A 16307-nucleotide genomic window follows, 5' to 3' on the forward strand; every position below is an offset into this window, starting at 1 on the left:
GATTTGATTCCCTAAATAATTAGGGGAGGCTCAATGAATACTGACTTCAAATTACCTTAGTAATTCAAAGCTATTACCATTCCAACAGAATGGTAATGAATTGACTGTGCTCGAATGATGACTCATTCAAATTGGTCACTCAGTTCATTGATACCTAAGTTGATTCTTTAGAATCATCTTCGATTATCATCAACGAGTGCCCACACAGATTGATAGGTTTATATTGTTAAAGAGCGTTGCCTTTCGAAACTTTCTTCTCAAAGCGGAGGTGCATTCTAGCGAGTTAATTTGAAGAGTCAAACACTTTTTCAAATTTATTTCTCAGAAGCTTTTCACCTCGCTGACCAGCGCTGAAGCCTTGCGGCGTCTGCCGTGTCAGTGAGGCGGCATTATAGGGAGGTTTTAAAATGGCGCAAGGGCTTTTTGCAAAAAACTTTAAAAAAACGGCCATTCGCTGAATAAAGCATCGAAATGATGAAAAAGAGGGCATTTTAGCCCTCTTTTCTTTATCTGCGCTGTAGTCACAGTTAGATAAATGCGTACGCATCCGCAAACATACGTTCACTCAGCGCCTGTTTGTTCTGAGTAAACATCTCTCTTGCCGCGCCCGCCATCTCAAATCGACCGGCGATATAGATATCGTAATCAGCAAGTGATTCGAAATCCTGACTGATGGCCTGAAGCACATTACCCACTTTGCCCTGCCAGTTAGCTTCTGCTTGTTCCACTACCGGAATAAAATGCACATTGTCATATTGAGCGGCAATTTGAGTCAGTTCATCTTTAGCATACAGCTGGTTCGCATCACGGCCACCCCAGTACAGATAGATAGGATTGGTCTTCTTCTGGGCCACACAATGATCAAGAATAGAACGCACATAGCTAAAGCCGGTACCGCCGGCGACCAGCAACAGCGGACGTTCGCTGTCTTCTTTTACCCAGGCATCACCGTGCGGTGCATCAATCGTGATGTCACCATTTTCTTCCAGCGCCTGACGCATCGCGTTCACCACATCCTGCGCGTAAGCATTATGTTCTGCCGCACCGATGTGCAGTTCCAGTTCACCTTCGTGGCGACACGGGCTACTGGCAATCGAAAACGGGCGCTTGTCTTTCTCGCCCATTACTACCATCAGATACTGGCCAGCTTTAAACGCAACCGGTGCTTCCGGGTGCAGCAAGATCTGGAAAGTGTTGCTGGCTAATGGCTGGATAGACTTTACTTTACATTTAATGGTCATGAGCTTCCTTCTTACCTACTCCTCGAAAGTAAGTACTAAATGACTTTCAGCGAAGGCCTGACAGGGAAATACCCATCCTTCGGCTTGCTCCCTCTCTGTGAGCATAGGCTCCAGGTGGTAACTCACCTCACCTTCTACTTTACGGCACAGGCAGGCTGCACAGGCTCCTACCTGGCAACGGTGCGGAAATGAAACATGCTGGTTGAGCGCAGCATCCAACACCGTCTGGCCTTTTTCTACCTCAAACTGAATATTACTCGGAAGCAAACGTACAGTGTAGGTCATAGGATATCTAATTTGTCCCAGATTTGGTCGATTTTTGCTACTAGTTTAGGATCCTTTTTAATCGGCGTCCCCCACTCACGTTCAACCTCTCCGGGATATTTGTTGGTGGCATCCAGGCACAGTTTCGAACTCTGCTGGTCGCAGGCCGGAATCCGTAACGTATCACGCGCCGGATCCATCCGGGTAGTAATAGCCCAGATAATGTCATGCCAGTCATGGATATTGACGTCTTCATCACACAGCACAACAAACTTGGCATCAACATAATCAGCAACGAAAGTTTGCAACGCATCTAATACGGCTCTGGACTGCCCCGCCATCTCTTTATACATAGAGACCAGCACAAAACGATTATCCGCTGAGGCTGGAAGATGAATATCGATGATTTGTGGATGCTGCTGTTTAAATGCCTGCATTGCCTCAGCCGGAATGTCACTTTTCTCTGCAGTGCTCACTGGCGCTGACATCGCCAGTTCCGCATCCCACTTAATCGTAGCATCCAGCCCCATTTTCGAACCCAGTCCGACCACAGGTGAGGCGAAATCGAGTGAATCAATCGGCGTATGCTCAATCATCAGAGTATCGCGCACCGGATCCATATGGGTGGTCATGGCCGCAATCACTTCGCTCCAGTCACGGGCATTGACCGCCTCATCGCACACAATCACATATTTGGTGTACATAAACTGACGCAGGAAAGACCATACCCCCATCATCACCCGTTTGGCATGACCCGGATACTGCTTCTTCATGGTCACCACCGCCATACGGTAGGAGCATCCTTCCGGTGGCAGGTAGAAATCCTCAATTTCCGGGAACTGCTTTTGCAGAATCGGGACAAATACTTCGTTGAGTGCGACCCCTAATACCGCAGGCTCATCCGGCGGACGTCCAGTGTAGGTACTGTGATAAATCGGCTTTTGCCGCATGGTCACATGGGTGACCGTAAACACGCGGTGCCGCTCGACCTCATTGTAATAACCGGTGTGATCGCCATACGGACCTTCATCGGCAAACTCATTCGGGTCAATGTAACCTTCCAGCACAATTTCAGCGCTGGCCGGTACTTCCAAATCATTACTGATTGACTTGACGACTTCCGTTTTACTGCCGCGCAGCAAACCTGCAAACGCATATTCGGATAAGGTGTCCGGCACCGGTGTGACCGCGCCGAGAATAGTGGCCGGATCCGCTCCGAAAGCGACCGAAACCGGGAAAGGTTCACCCGGGTTGGTTTCCATCCAGTCACGCAAATCCAGTGCACCGCCACGGTGAGCCAGCCAGCGCATGATGATTTTGTTCTTAGCAATTTTTTGCTGACGATAAATACCGAGATTCTGGCGCTTTTTGTTTGGTCCGCGGGTCACAGTCAGGCCCCAGGTCAGCAACGGGGCGACATCATCAGCCCAGCAGCTCATGACCGGAATCTTATCCAGGTCCACCTCATCGCCCTGCCAGACTATCTGCTGGCAAGCCGCCTGACGCAGACGCTTGGCCGGCATATTGAGGACCTGTTTGAACACCGGCAGTTTATCCAGTGCGTCTTTAAAGCCACGTGGCGGCTCTGGCTCTTTAAGATAAGCGAGTAGTTTACCTACTTCACGCAGCTCTTTGGCATGACTGCGTCCCATCCCAATCGCGACCCGCTCCGGCGTACCAAACAAATTCGTCAGCACCGGGATATCGGAACCAATCGGATTTTCAAACAACAGAGCCGGACCGCCTGCGCGCAGCGTGCGATCGCTGATCTCTGTCATTTCATAATGAGGGTCAATCGGGTGAGTAATGCGTTTTAGCTGACCATGCTGCTCAAGATGGTCGAGAAATTCGCGTAAATCCTTAAAACTCATAGGGCTTCTGATGGCTGGTTAATCTGCAGGCAGTATAACAAAAAGAGGGAGTTACGCTCCCCCTTTTGCTGTATAGAATCGTTATAAACAACGCCTTTGTCTGCACAGGTGTGCCCGGAAAACCGAAAACATCACTGAGAAAGAACCTGTAAGATAGCGTGTCGCTTGACCTCACGGTTATTGACCAGCAGATCGTTGAGCCACGATTGATACCCCTGCTCGGCCAATGCCTGTGCCACTATCGGCGCATCGTCGGCACGGCCGAGACGCGACACCAGAAAAGCTTTCACTTCATCACTCATCGGATTGAGACGCGCCAGATCCTGCAAAGCCTGGGCTTTCAGACGTGGATTACCCTCCGCCACCATCAGTTGCCCGATGGCAAATTCGTCACCCTGGCGGGCCAGACGGGCGAGGCGATCCAGCTCCTGCTCAATATAGAAGTCGGCGCGCATCAGCCATAACAGTTTGTAAACCTGGGGATCTTCACTGACCTGTGCCAGACGCACCATCAAAGAGGAAGTGGGTAACCAACTGGTCACCGGGGCCTGAGTCAGCTGCTCTGTCAGCGCTTTGACCGCAGGCGGAGACAAATTGCCGAGCTCACGGATCAGCAGCGCTTCTCTGGCCTGAACCAGGTGTTCATGCCCGGATAGCCACTGCTGCAGGTTGAGTTCATAGCGCTCGGCTTTAAACACCAAATCCAGCACACGCTGATCCTGATTCCACTGCTTGATTAACCGGTTCGCAATGCTCTGGTAATCAAACGCCGGAACCGAAAACTCGTAGCCCTCTCCTTTCTCCATGGTCTGATAGACCGGAACCGCCTGACGCTGCGATTCGATAAAATTGACCATATACGGTGTCAATACCAGTTGGCTCTGATCGAGATGCTGCAACAGCAGATAACGCACCGCTTCCTGTTGCGGCAGGGCCAGCCGTTGCAGAGCAAAATTCAGCGCATCGACATCATCCTTCACCGCCATTTCGACCAGTTCCGCTACTTTCTGTTGCAGCTGGCTGTCTTGCAATAACTGCTCACGCTGCTGCGGGGAAATTTCCACCGCCCGGGCGGGCATCATACTGAGTGAAAAAGTAAGGAGAAATGTGCACAACATTCCTTGTTGCATATTAACCTCCTGTTAACATTTCAGCCATTGTCGATGCTTACTGGCCAGAATGCAAACAAAAACACCACCCATTGGGTGGTGTTTTTTTAACCTGTTGATTGTTATTGACGACGCATGGCGTCAAAGAACTCATCGTTGGTCTTGGTCATCGCCAGTTTGTCGATGAGGAACTCCATTGCGTCGGTTTCACCCATCGGGTGCACAATTTTACGTAGGATCCACATCTTCTGCAGCTCATCGGTTTTGGTCAGCAACTCTTCACGACGGGTACCTGAACGATTGAAGTCGATAGCAGGGAAAACACGTTTTTCTGCAATCTTACGATTCAGATGCAGTTCCATGTTACCTGTACCCTTGAACTCTTCGTAGATCACCTCATCCATCTTCGAACCCGTATCCACCAGCGCAGTCGCGATGATAGTCAGGCTGCCACCCTCTTCAACATTACGGGCCGCGCCAAAGAAACGCTTCGGACGGTGCAGTGCGTTGGCATCCACACCACCAGTCAGCACCTTACCTGATGAAGGTACCACGGTGTTGTAGGCACGTGCCAGACGAGTGATAGAGTCAAGCAGGATAACGACGTCTTTCTTATGTTCAACCAGACGCTTGGCTTTTTCAATCACCATTTCTGCCACTTGTACGTGACGAGAAGCTGGTTCATCAAAAGTCGAAGCAATCACTTCACCTTTAACCAGACGCTGCATCTCGGTCACTTCTTCCGGACGTTCGTCAATCAGCAGTACCATCAGCACACACTCAGGGTGGTTGCTGGCAATGCTCTGCGCGATGTTTTGCAGCAGCATGGTTTTACCCGCTTTCGGCGGAGCAACGATCAGGCCACGCTGACCTTTACCAATCGGCGCTGCCAAATCGAGTACGCGTGCGGTGATGTCTTCAGTCGAACCGTTACCACGCTCCATCACCATACGTTCGTTGGCGTGCAGCGGCGTTAAGTTTTCGAACAGGATCTTGTTACGGGCATTATCCGGTTTGTCGTCGTTAACTGTGTTCACTTTCAACAGTGCAAAGTAACGCTCGCCTTCTTTTGGCGGACGGATTTTGCCAGCTATTGAGTCACCGGTACGCAAGTTGAAACGACGAATCTGGCTTGGTGACACATAAATGTCGTCAGGACCGGCCAGATATGAGCTGTCTGCACTGCGTAAGAAACCAAAACCGTCTTGAAGAATTTCCAAGACCCCGTCACCAAAAATATCTTCACCACTTTTCGCATGCGCTTTTAGGATGGCGAAAATGATGTCTTGTTTTCTCAGGCGCGCCAGGTTTTCAAGGCCCAGACTCTCACCAAGTTTCACAAGATCAGACACAGGTCTGTTCTTCAATTCTGTTAGATTCATTGTGGTGGATACTTGTTTAGTCAAAATAGGATCTGTTTTTAAGTTAAGATGGATTTGGTCTCAGGATTGACCAAGAAGTGAACATTTGTTTAATTAACGTGCGATAAACTAGCACTAAATATTAGCCTAGTCTAGAAAATGTTTTTTACCAAAAACAAAACCGCACATATTGCTATGTACGGTTTGGGGCGTGTTTTTACAGGTTGGCGTCCAAGAATTCTTTCAGCTGAGTCTTAGATAGCGCACCAACTTTAGTTGCTGCAACGCTGCCGTCTTTGAACAGCAGAAGCGTTGGAATGCCACGAATACCGAACTTAGGTGGTGTACCAGCGTTGTGGTCAATGTTCAGTTTGCCGATAGTGAGTTTGCCTTCGTACTCTTCAGCGATTTCATCAAGAATAGGCGCAATCATCTTACAAGGACCACACCATTCTGCCCAAAAATCAACAAGAACAGGGCCTGCAGCTTTGATCACATCTGCTTCAAAACTATCGTCAGAAAGCTGCACAATTTTATCACTCATCTTCCACTCCAGTGTGTTTTTCTGAACTGGTTGCATACTAACCAGTAAATAGATGCTCTATTGGAATGTATTTACTTCCGTATTGCAAGCCTAAGCTGATATTCTATACCTATGAAAAAGACGCATATCACAGAGCACAAGTTCGCCGACTTCGGTTTACATCCGCAAGTCATTGAAGGATTGGAAAAAAAAGGGTTTGAATACTGCACCCCGATCCAAGCTTCGGCGTTGCCGGTACTGCTCGCCGGCCAAGACATCGCAGGCCAGGCCCAAACGGGCACTGGTAAAACGCTCGCGTTTCTTACTGCTACATTCCACCATTTGCTGAAAACACCACCTGTTGAAGGTCGTCAGCCAACGCAGCCGCGTGCCATTATCATGGCGCCAACGCGTGAACTGGCGATTCAGATTTACAACGATGCCGAGTCACTGGTCGAAAGTACCGGTATTAAGGCCGGTTTGGCCTACGGCGGCGAAAGCTATGATAAGCAGTTGGGTAAACTGCAGGAAGGTGTGGACATTCTGATCGGCACCACCGGCCGTATCATCGATTTCTACAAACAGCGCGTGTTTAACCTGAACGCGATTCAGGCTGTCGTGCTGGATGAAGCTGACCGTATGTTCGATCTCGGCTTTATTAAAGACATCCGTTTCTTGTTCCGTCGCATGCCGGAAGCCAAAGACCGTCTCAACATGCTGTTCTCTGCAACACTGTCGTACCGTGTGCAGGAGCTGGCCTTCGAACACATGCACAATCCGGAACACGTGGTGGTGGAACCTACCCAGAAAACCGGACACCGCATTAAAGAAGAGCTGTTCTACCCGTCGAATGAGCACAAAATGTCGCTGCTGCAGACACTTATCGAGGAAGAGTGGCCGGATCGCGCCATCATTTTCGCCAACACCAAACACCGCTGTGAACAGATCTGGGGCCACCTGGCTGCCGACGGGCACCGTGTTGGTCTGCTGACCGGCGACGTACCACAGAAAAAACGTGAGCGTATTCTGGCGCAGTTCACCAAAGGTGAAGTGGATATACTGGTTGCTACCGACGTGGCTGCCCGTGGTCTGCATATTCCGCAGGTAACCCACGTGTTTAACTACGATCTGCCGGATGACAGCGAAGACTACGTACACCGTATCGGCCGTACCGGTCGCGCTGGCGAAAGCGGTAACTCACTCAGCTTTGCCTGTGAAGAGTACGCGATTAACCTGCCGGGTATCGAAGAGTACATCGAACACACTATCCCGGTTTCCGAATACGATCCTTCAGCTCTGCTGACTGATCTGCCAAAACCGCTGACCATGCGTTCTACTCAGCAGCGTCGTACCAACACTGGTGGCTCTCGCTCAGGCAACAATAACAACCGTGGTAAATCGCAGCGCCGTTCGCGTCCGCCGCGCAACCGCCAGAACCAGAACCAGAACCAGAACCAGAACCAGAAAAAGGATTCGTAAGCCGTCTATGAGTCAAGCCGTCTCTTCACCGCTGTATGCGGCTATCGACCTCGGGTCGAACAGCTTTCACATGCTGATTGTGCGCCACATTGAGGGCAGCGTTCAGACCATGGCCAAAATCAAGCGTAAAGTTCGCCTGGCAGCTGGTCTGGACGAGCACAATGCGCTGAGCCAAGAAGCGATGCAACGTGGCTGGGATTGCCTGAGCCTGTTTGCCGAACGTCTGCAGGATATTCCTGATGAGAATATCCGTATCGTCGGTACCGCGACTCTGCGTACCGCGACCAATGTGGATGCGTTTCTTGCCAGAGCCAATACCATTCTCGGCCATCCGATTGAAGTCATTTCGGGTGAGGAAGAAGCGGCGACCATCTATAAAGGTGTCGCCCATACCTCCGGAGGCATGGGACGTCGGCTGGTCGTTGATATCGGCGGCGCCAGCACAGAGCTGATTATCGGTGAAGGGTTTGAGGCAAAGGCACTGACCAGTTTGAAAATGGGCTGTGTAACCTGGCTGGAGCGGCACTTTAAGGATCGCCAGCTCAACAGCACCAATTTCAATAACGCCATCCACGCGGCCAAGCAGATGCTGGAGCCAATCCTGGAGCAGTATACCGCTCTGGGCTGGGATGTGTGCGTCGGTGCCAGCGGTACTGTGCAGGCACTGCAGGAAATCATGCTGGCACAGGGGATGGATGAAGTCATCACTTTAGCCAAACTGAAGCGGCTGCAAAAGCAGGCCATGCTGTCGGACCATCTCGAAGAACTGGAAATCGAAGGCCTGACTCTGGAACGTGCCCTGGTATTCCCAAGCGGTTTGTCGATTCTGATCGCGGTGTTTGAATCACTTAATATTGAAGCGATGACCCTGGCCGGTGGCGCGCTGCGTGAAGGGCTGGTGTATGAAATGGTCGCTGGCCTGCGCCAGGATGATATCCGAGCCCGCACCATCGCCAGTGTACAGAGCCGTTACCAGCTGGATGAAACTTATGCCGACCAGGTCGCTACTCTGGCCAGTAAACTGCTTGCGCAGTGCGGCGGCGATGAGTGGGTCGGTGAACCGCAGGCCGAGATGCTGCTGCGCAGTGTCGCCCAGTTACACGAAATCGGTTTGTCGATCGACTTTAAAAAAGGCGGCGAGCACAGTGCCTATCTGCTACAGCATCTTGATTTGCCAGGTTTTACCCGTGCCCAGAAACACTACCTGGGGGAGCTGGCACGCCGTTACCGTGAGCAACTGACTTCACTGCCGGAGCAACATGCATTGTCGAGCAGTAGCAGTAAACGGGTACTACGCCTGTTCCGTCTCGCGGTCATCCTCAGCCATCGTCGTAACCCGGCGCTGGAGCCGGAGTTTGCCCTCAGTGCAGAAGGCGACAAACTGACCCTGAGTATCAGCAATGCGTGGCTGCAGGCCAACCCGCTGACGTATGCCGAACTGGAACTGGAGGCTAACCGCCAGACCGATATCGGCTGGCCATTGACCCTGCTTGCCAGCTAAAGCAGCAAAAGGATCATGGCAACCCAAAAGCTCAAACGCCCTCTTATGAGGGCGTTTTTTATTGACGTTTAGTAACGAAATCATTGCGAACTCATGCCACCCGATTGAGCAGCGCGCGCAGTTTAAGCGGCTTGACCGGTTTGGCGATGAAGCCAAAGCCGTTGGATTTAATCCCGTCGAGAATATCTTCGCTGCGGTCAGCACTGATCACGATACCCTCAAAGCAGTCACCGAGACGCAGGCGACACTGCTGCAACACTTCCAGCCCGGTCCGGCCCTGATCGAGCCGGTAGTCCGACAGCACCACATCCGGCACCCAGTGATTATCCAGCGCGCGCAGGCTGGTCACCAGATCGGTGGCAGTGCGCACTTCACAGCCCCAGCGTTCCAGCAGGTCACGCATCCCGACCAGAATGTCTTCCTCATTATCGACACACAGCACCCGCAATGAGAGCAGCTCAGGCACACTCTGCGGCGCGGCGCTAACCGGTGCCACCGGATCGACCGGTACGGCTTTATCGAGCGTAATGGAAAAGACACTGCCCCGCCCTGGCCAGGAGCGCATCGAAATTTCATGCCCCAGCACATGGGCAATGCCTTTCGAAATCGCCAGCCCCAATCCCAGCCCCTGCTCGGAGCGCACCTGCCCGCCACGGTTGAACTCTTCAAAAATCTCCTGCTGTTTATCCTCTTCGATACCAATACCGTTATCCCACACATCGATTCGCACCTGGTCACCCAGATTACGTACCCCGAGCAGCACTTTGCCATGCGGGTTATAGCGAAACGCGTTGGTAAGGAAGTTCTGCACCACGCGGCGCAGCAGTTTCGGATCTGAGCGGACGTATAAAGAAGACGGCACCATAGCGAAGGTAACGCCCTGCTGACGCGCCAGTGCACTAAATTCGGCATTGAGATTAGCCAGCACATCTTTAATGGCAAAACTTTGCGGATGAATTTCCAGCTTGCCGGACTCAAGGCGCGAGATATCGAGCAGGTCACCAATCAAATCTTCCGCCGCACTGAGCGCACTTTCGATATGGTGGGATAGGCGACGGGCCTCATCATCTTTAGCCACTTCCGCCAGAGAAGAGGCAAACAGACGCGCCGCATTGAGCGGTTGCATCAGATCGTGGCTGACCGCGGCCAGGAAGCGGGACTTAGAACGTGACTCGAGCTCTGAACGCTGGGTTGCCGAGACCAGTTGCTGGTTGAGTTTTTCCAGCTCACGGGTGCGATCCAGCACGCGCTCTTCCAGAGTTTCGTTGGCTTCTTTCAATGCCTGCTCGGCATCGCGGAATACCGTGATGTCGGTAAAGCTCATCACAAACCCACCGCCCGGCATCGGGTTACCCTGCACTTCAATCACCCGCCCGTCAGGACGAACCCGCGATGAAGTGTGTCGGGTGCCCTGTTCGAGGTGATACACCCGGCGCCGCACATGATCTTCCGGGTCACCCGGACCACATAAGCCTTGCTCGGCATTATGGCGAATCACATCGGCAATCGGTCTCCCGACCTGAATCAGGCCGAGCGGAAAATCGAACAACTCAAGATAACGCTGGTTCCAGGCTACCAGCCGCAGCTGTTTATCCACCACCGCAATACCCTGCCCGATATGCTCAATCGCGCCCTGCAACAGGCCGCGACTAAAGTCGTACAGCTCGGAGGCTTCATCAACAATCGTCGCGACCTCTTCCAGCTGCATATTGCGCCCCTGCAGCGCCGAGGTCAGCACCAGCTTGGCCGACGACGCGCCGAATACCCCGGCCAGCACCCGCTCGGTATGACGAATCAGAGTGGACGGAGCCTGCTGATTAGGCATCAGGGTTTCTCGCTGCTGACTCCAATACTGACTGAACGCACTGCGCACCCGCGAGCGCCCAACAAAGCGTGAAGCCAGCATTTCCAGCTCGGCCACCGTTACCCGGCTCTGATACAGGCTCATATTCTCGTTTTCCGGCAGCGGTGTACCAACAAACGCCGCCGACTGCAAACGTTCACTCAGGCTGCAGCGGGTCACCATTGAGACCAGCACATAACATAGCGCATTGACACTGACACTGAGCAACATACCCCAGTCAGCACTTTTCAGACCGAGACTGGCAATAACCTCAGGCGGAGTAATCAACCACAGCAGCACGTTACTCTGCTCATCACCGGCCAACATATTCGTGGCAGTCATCAGGGTCACCAGCCACAGGGTAAAACCGACTGCCAGACCGACATACACCCCTTTACGATTGCCTTCACGCCAGTACATGCCGCCGATCAGCGCCGGCGCGAACTGAGTAATGGCAGAAAAAGAGAGAAAGCCTATCGCCGACAGGGACGGAATCGCATCCAGTGCCAGATAGAATCCCCATGCGCCCATCAGCAGCGCGAAGATCAGGCTGCGTCGGATCACCACCAGCAGGCCGGAGAAATGGCGATGATTACGCTGCGCCAGGCGCATACGGCGCAGCAGCAGCGGCATCACCAGATCGTTGGAGACCATAATCGCGAGCGCGATGGTCGAGACGATGACCATGCCGGAAGCGGCCGAGGTGCCGCCGAGAAACGCCAGCAGAGCAATGTCTTCCGCCCCGACCGACATCGGTAAACTGATGACAAAGGTATCGGCCGAGGTACCACTGAGCATGCTCTGGCCAATCCAGGCAATCGGCAGCACAAAAATACCCATCAGGATCAGATAAAGCGGAAACAGCCAGCGCGCGGTATGCAGATCCTGGGCGCGCTCATTCTCCACCACCATGGTATGGAACTGACGCGGCAGACAGATGATTGCCATCATGGTCAGCAGCGTGTGCACCAGCAGCGTCGGCCAGTTCGGTGACTGATAAGTACTGCGCGCGGTTTCGAGCAGGTTTATGCTGTCACTGCGCAGCGCCAGAAACACGATGAACAGCCCGACCACCAGAAACGCGACCAGCTTAACGATCGACTCAAACGCTATCGCCATCATCATGCCGCGGTGATGTTCAGTGGTATCGATATGGCGGGTACCGAACAACATGGTAAACAACGCCAGCGCCAGGACCACAAACCAGGAGACATTGATGTCCTGGTAACCAAATTCGGTGCGCAGATCGGGCGCGACAATATTTAGCCCCATGGTGATCCCGCGCAACTGCAACGCGATATAGGGCAGAATCCCGGCCACCGCAATCAGGGTTACCAACACCGCCAGGCCCTGGGATTTACCATAACGGGCACCGATAAAATCGGCAATTGAGGTAATGTGCTCACGCTTGGCGATAAGGATCAGGCGGGCCAGAATGCGCCAGCCAAAGGCAAACACCAGGATCGGCGCAATATAAATAGGCAGGAACGACCAGGGATTGGCACTGGCCTGACCGACCGTACCGTAAAAGGTCCAGGACGAACAATAGACCGCTATCGACAGGCTGTAGATCCACGGCCGCCATTTGGCCAGCCAGTTTGTCTGCCGATCGCCGTACCAGGCAATCAGAAACAAAACCCCTAGGTACATAAGCGATACCGGTATCACCAACCATCCTTGCATTTGTTATCCTTGTTTTCGCAATCCAGCCACAAAAAAGCCCTGCGCTCCGGCAAGGCTTTTATTAAACAAAGGATAACGGATCAGCTCAATCACGCTGCATGAAATCTGTGCATCAGACTCCGCTTTCTGCCATTAACCCTAACTATGGCTTCACGCCACACGAGTTTTGAGTGACGACTGCGGCGCCTCGACTTTAATCAGCAGTGCCAGCAGCCCCATGACCGCCATCATCCAGAACATGGTGCCGGCACCGGCCGAGTCATACACCCAGCCGCTCACCATGGTCATCAGCGCGGTAAACGCACCCAGTGCCACCGCGTTATACAGCGCCTGCAAGGAGACAATCTTGGTGGTCGGCGCGCGCTGGATATACTGCACGGCCGCCAGATGGGCGGTAGCAAAAGTTACGCCATGCAGCAGTTGCACCAGCACCAGCAGAGCAAGCGACGTGGTTGACGCCACTATTCCCCAGCGCAACATTACCCCCACCGCTGCAACGGTAAATAGCAGGCGCAGGCTCCAGCCGGCAAACAGACGCTTACTGAATGCGAACACAACCAGCTCGGCCACCACCGCCAAGCCCCATAAGTAACTGGTGATATCTTCCGAGTACCCCGCCTGCTTCCAGTACACCGCACTAAAGGCGTAATAAGCGGCATGACTGCCCTGAATCAGCGCGGTCAGGGCAAGAAACTTAACCACCGGCCATTCGCGCAGCACCTGCAGCAGCTTCGGACGTACGCCGTGATCGTCCACTTCTGTGACCGGCTTGTGGCGTGGATGACGCAGACTGAGCAGCAGACACACCAGGGCGCCAAACATCGCGGTGTAGACGATCATCACGGCACCGTAGCGCGCGACTAACTGGCCAACGGCGACCGTACCGGCCACAAAAGCGGCCGAGCCCCACAAGCGGGCACTGCCGTAATCGAGCAGATTAAGTTTGGCATAGTGGTTGGCAGTGGCATCGGAGAGCGGAATGATCGGCCCGAGACACAAGTTGACCAGGACCGTTGCCAGCGCCAGCATCCAGAAGTTCCCCCCGGCAAACAGGTGGAAGAGAATAAACAGCAGCAGGGCAAAACTGAGCCAGCGCAGCGCCGGCAGAAGATGTTCGACCCGGTGTACAACCCGGGTAATCAGCAGATTAGCGACACAGCGCGTCACCAGACCGATCCCGACCAGTAAACCGATGTCGGTGGCTGAGACGCCCTGCTCTTTAAACCACACTGACCAGAACGGCAGGTAGACCCCGTACGCAAAAAAGAAGCCGCTGAAGTACTGAGCTACCCAGCCAAAAGGAGAAGGGTTAAACATGATGTGTCCTAACAACAAAAATCAACCGCGCGCATCGCCAGCACAGCAAGTGTGACGAGCCCGAACCACTGCTCAGGCAATCCAGCCTGACAGCCCGGTTATTATGCAGCGCCAACCGGAGCGGAAAAAGTGCTGTTTACTCAACGCACTGTTTCCTCTTTTCTGCAAAATAGCGCTTGTTTTACTGTGACCCGCCTGCCAGGAACCGCGGCCATTAGACCAAAGTCGTCTGGAGAGGCGAAAGAAATTTGTCACACTTAAACTGAGAACATTCCCAGGATAGCCGCCATGCCGGATAAATTTAACATGCACTCGCCACCGTTCGATCGTCTGAGCGAAAGCCAGCAAAAACATCTGCGCGCTTCGCTCGACGTGGCCTACTATCGTGAACGCGAGACCATACTGCATAGCGGCCAGGCGTGTTCACAGCTGTTTGTGCTGATCAAAGGCACGGTGGAAGAGCGCTCGGCAGACGGCAGCGAGGTTTACGCCCACTACGCCAACGACGACATGTTCGATGTGCGTTCACTGTTTGAGGGCCAGAGCAAGCACCATTACATCGCCCTGGAAGATACCCTGAGTTACCTGCTGCCGCAGCCGGTCTTTCTCGAGCTGTATAACAACAACGGCGAATTCGCGGCCTACTTTGATAACAATCTGGCCAGGCGACAGGAGCTGATTGAAGCTGCGCAGCAACAGCAAAATATCGCCGAGTTCATTCTTACTCAGGTCGACCGCTCTATTTTCACCCCGCCGATGCTGCTCAGTCCGGAGCAGCCGCTGCAGCACGTCACCCGGCAGATGAAAGAGAGCGGCGTCGATGCGGCACTGGTCAGGCTCTCAGACGACGACCCGCGTCTGACAGAGAGCCGTGAACATCCGTATGCCATCGTCACCCGGACCAATATGCTGCATGCAGTGATGCTGGATGATATCGCGATCGATGCGCCGGTCGGTGACATCGCAACGTTTCCGGTGCTGCATGTCGATCAGGGCGAGTTCCTGTTCAACGCCATGGTGATGATGACCCGCCACAAGGTGAAACGCCTGATGGTATGTGAAGGCAATCAGGCGGTCGGTATCCTGGATATGATTCAGATCCTGAGTACCTTTTCGACCCATTCCCATGTCCTGACCCTGGCAATTGCGCGCGCGACCAGCATCGAAGAGCTGGCACTGGCCTCAAATAAACAGCGCCAGTTGGTGGAAAGCCTCAGCCGCCGCGGCGTACGCACCCGCTTTGTGATGGAACTGATTTCGGCGGTCAACGAGCAAATCATTGAAAAAGCGTTTGAACTGGTGGTGCCACCAGCGCTGCACGATCATGTCTGTCTGCTGGTACTCGGCTCTGAGGGGCGCGGTGAGCAGATCCTGAAAACCGATCAGGATAATGCGCTGGTCATTAAAGATGGCCTGCAATGGCATCAGTGCGACAGTATCATGCAGACTCTGACCCATACCCTGCTGCAACTCGGTTATCCGCTCTGCCCCGGCAAAGTGATGGTCAACAATCCGAAGTGGGTGAAATCACAAAGTGCCTGGAAACAGACTCTGAGCAGTTGGGTCAGAGCCGCCCGGCCTGAGCAGGTGATGGACATCGCCATCATGGCCGATGCGCATGCCGTGGCCGGCAATAAACAGTTACTTGAACCGGTGCAGCAGCATCTGAGAGATCTGATGGCCGATCAGGAGCTGATTCTGACCGAATTTACCCGTCCTGCGCTGAGTTTTTCCGTACCGCTCACCTTGTTTGGCAATGTCAAAAGCGCCAAATCCGGCCTGGATATCAAACAAGGCGGCATCTTTCCGATTGTGCACGGCATCCGGGCGCTGAGTCTGGAATACAAGCTCGATGTCAACAATACCTTCCGTCGTATTGAAGCCCTGGTCGAGCGTAAAGTGCTGGAACAGGAGACCGGCGATAACCTCAGTGAAGCACTGAAACAGTTTTTCAAACTGCGCCTCGCCCAGCAACTGAGTAACCAGCACAATGCCAACACTCTGGATTTGAAACAGCTCGACCGTGCGGAACGCGATCTGCTGCGCCACAGCCTGCATGTGGTGAAGAAATTCAAACAGTGGCTCGGCTACCACTATCAGATTCGCGACTGACCG

General features: G+C 53.3%; 11 protein-coding genes. 3 read left to right on the forward strand and 8 right to left on the reverse strand.

Translation table 11 applies throughout. The features are described 5' to 3' along the window. Positions 1-527: 527 nt before the first annotated feature. The 6 genes from fre to trxA form a co-directional block, all read right to left on the reverse strand. Entirely contained in the window at positions 528-1241 is a 714-nt protein-coding gene (gene fre / locus E6C74_RS16470) for an NAD(P)H-flavin reductase (RefSeq protein WP_136487146.1), read from the reverse strand. A gap of 15 nt (positions 1242-1256) precedes the next feature. Then, a complete protein-coding gene (locus E6C74_RS16475; protein ID WP_136487147.1) occupies positions 1257-1526 on the reverse strand; it encodes a 2Fe-2S iron-sulfur cluster-binding protein in 270 nt (89 codons plus the stop codon). Then, positions 1523-3376, reverse strand: a complete 1854-nt coding sequence (gene ubiD, locus E6C74_RS16480; RefSeq protein ID WP_136487148.1) for a 4-hydroxy-3-polyprenylbenzoate decarboxylase — start codon at positions 3374-3376, stop codon at positions 1523-1525. Before ubiD ends, E6C74_RS16475 begins: the two co-directional genes overlap by 4 nt. A gap of 131 nt (positions 3377-3507) precedes the next feature. Continuing rightward, entirely contained in the window at positions 3508-4506 is a 999-nt protein-coding gene (locus E6C74_RS16485) for a hypothetical protein (protein WP_136487149.1), read from the reverse strand. 101 nt (positions 4507-4607) lie between these two features. After that, entirely contained in the window at positions 4608-5867 is a 1260-nt protein-coding gene (gene rho, locus E6C74_RS16490; RefSeq protein ID WP_136487150.1) for a transcription termination factor Rho, read from the reverse strand. A 196-nt stretch (positions 5868-6063) separates the two neighbouring features. Further along, positions 6064-6390 carry a thioredoxin TrxA gene (gene trxA, locus E6C74_RS16495; RefSeq protein WP_136487151.1) on the reverse strand — a complete coding sequence of 109 codons (327 nt, stop codon included), beginning with the start codon at positions 6388-6390 and terminating at the stop codon, positions 6064-6066. Positions 6391-6501: 111 nt separating this feature from the next. Here trxA and rhlB point away from each other — a divergent pair, with 111 nt between their 5' ends. Both rhlB and gppA read left to right on the forward strand, forming a co-directional pair. Continuing rightward, the gene (rhlB, locus tag E6C74_RS16500) at positions 6502-7848 is read left to right on the forward strand and encodes an ATP-dependent RNA helicase RhlB (protein ID WP_136487152.1); all 1347 of its coding nucleotides are present in this window, start codon (positions 6502-6504) and stop codon (positions 7846-7848) included. 7 nt (positions 7849-7855) lie between these two features. After that, on the forward strand, positions 7856-9349 hold the full coding sequence (gene gppA, locus E6C74_RS16505) for a guanosine-5'-triphosphate,3'-diphosphate diphosphatase (protein ID WP_136487153.1): 1494 nt from the start codon (positions 7856-7858) through the stop codon (positions 9347-9349). A 91-nt stretch (positions 9350-9440) separates the two neighbouring features. Here gppA and E6C74_RS16510 read toward each other — a convergent pair whose 3' ends face one another. Together E6C74_RS16510 and E6C74_RS16515 are read right to left on the reverse strand one after the other, a co-directional pair. Then, a complete protein-coding gene (locus E6C74_RS16510) occupies positions 9441-12875 on the reverse strand; it encodes a PAS domain-containing hybrid sensor histidine kinase/response regulator (RefSeq protein ID WP_136487154.1) in 3435 nt (1144 codons plus the stop codon). A gap of 150 nt (positions 12876-13025) precedes the next feature. Then, positions 13026-14192: a 3-phenylpropionate MFS transporter gene (locus E6C74_RS16515; RefSeq protein WP_136487155.1), complete on the reverse strand. Its 1167-nt coding sequence runs from the start codon at positions 14190-14192 to the stop codon at positions 13026-13028. A gap of 288 nt (positions 14193-14480) precedes the next feature. Here E6C74_RS16515 and E6C74_RS16520 point away from each other — a divergent pair, with 288 nt between their 5' ends. Then, a complete protein-coding gene (locus E6C74_RS16520) occupies positions 14481-16304 on the forward strand; it encodes a DUF294 nucleotidyltransferase-like domain-containing protein (RefSeq protein WP_136487156.1) in 1824 nt (607 codons plus the stop codon). Positions 16305-16307: the final 3 nt, after the last annotated feature.

Source organism: Vibrio sp. H11, from assembly GCF_004804295.1.
Taxonomy (GTDB): domain Bacteria; phylum Pseudomonadota; class Gammaproteobacteria; order Enterobacterales; family Vibrionaceae; genus Vibrio; species Vibrio ostreae.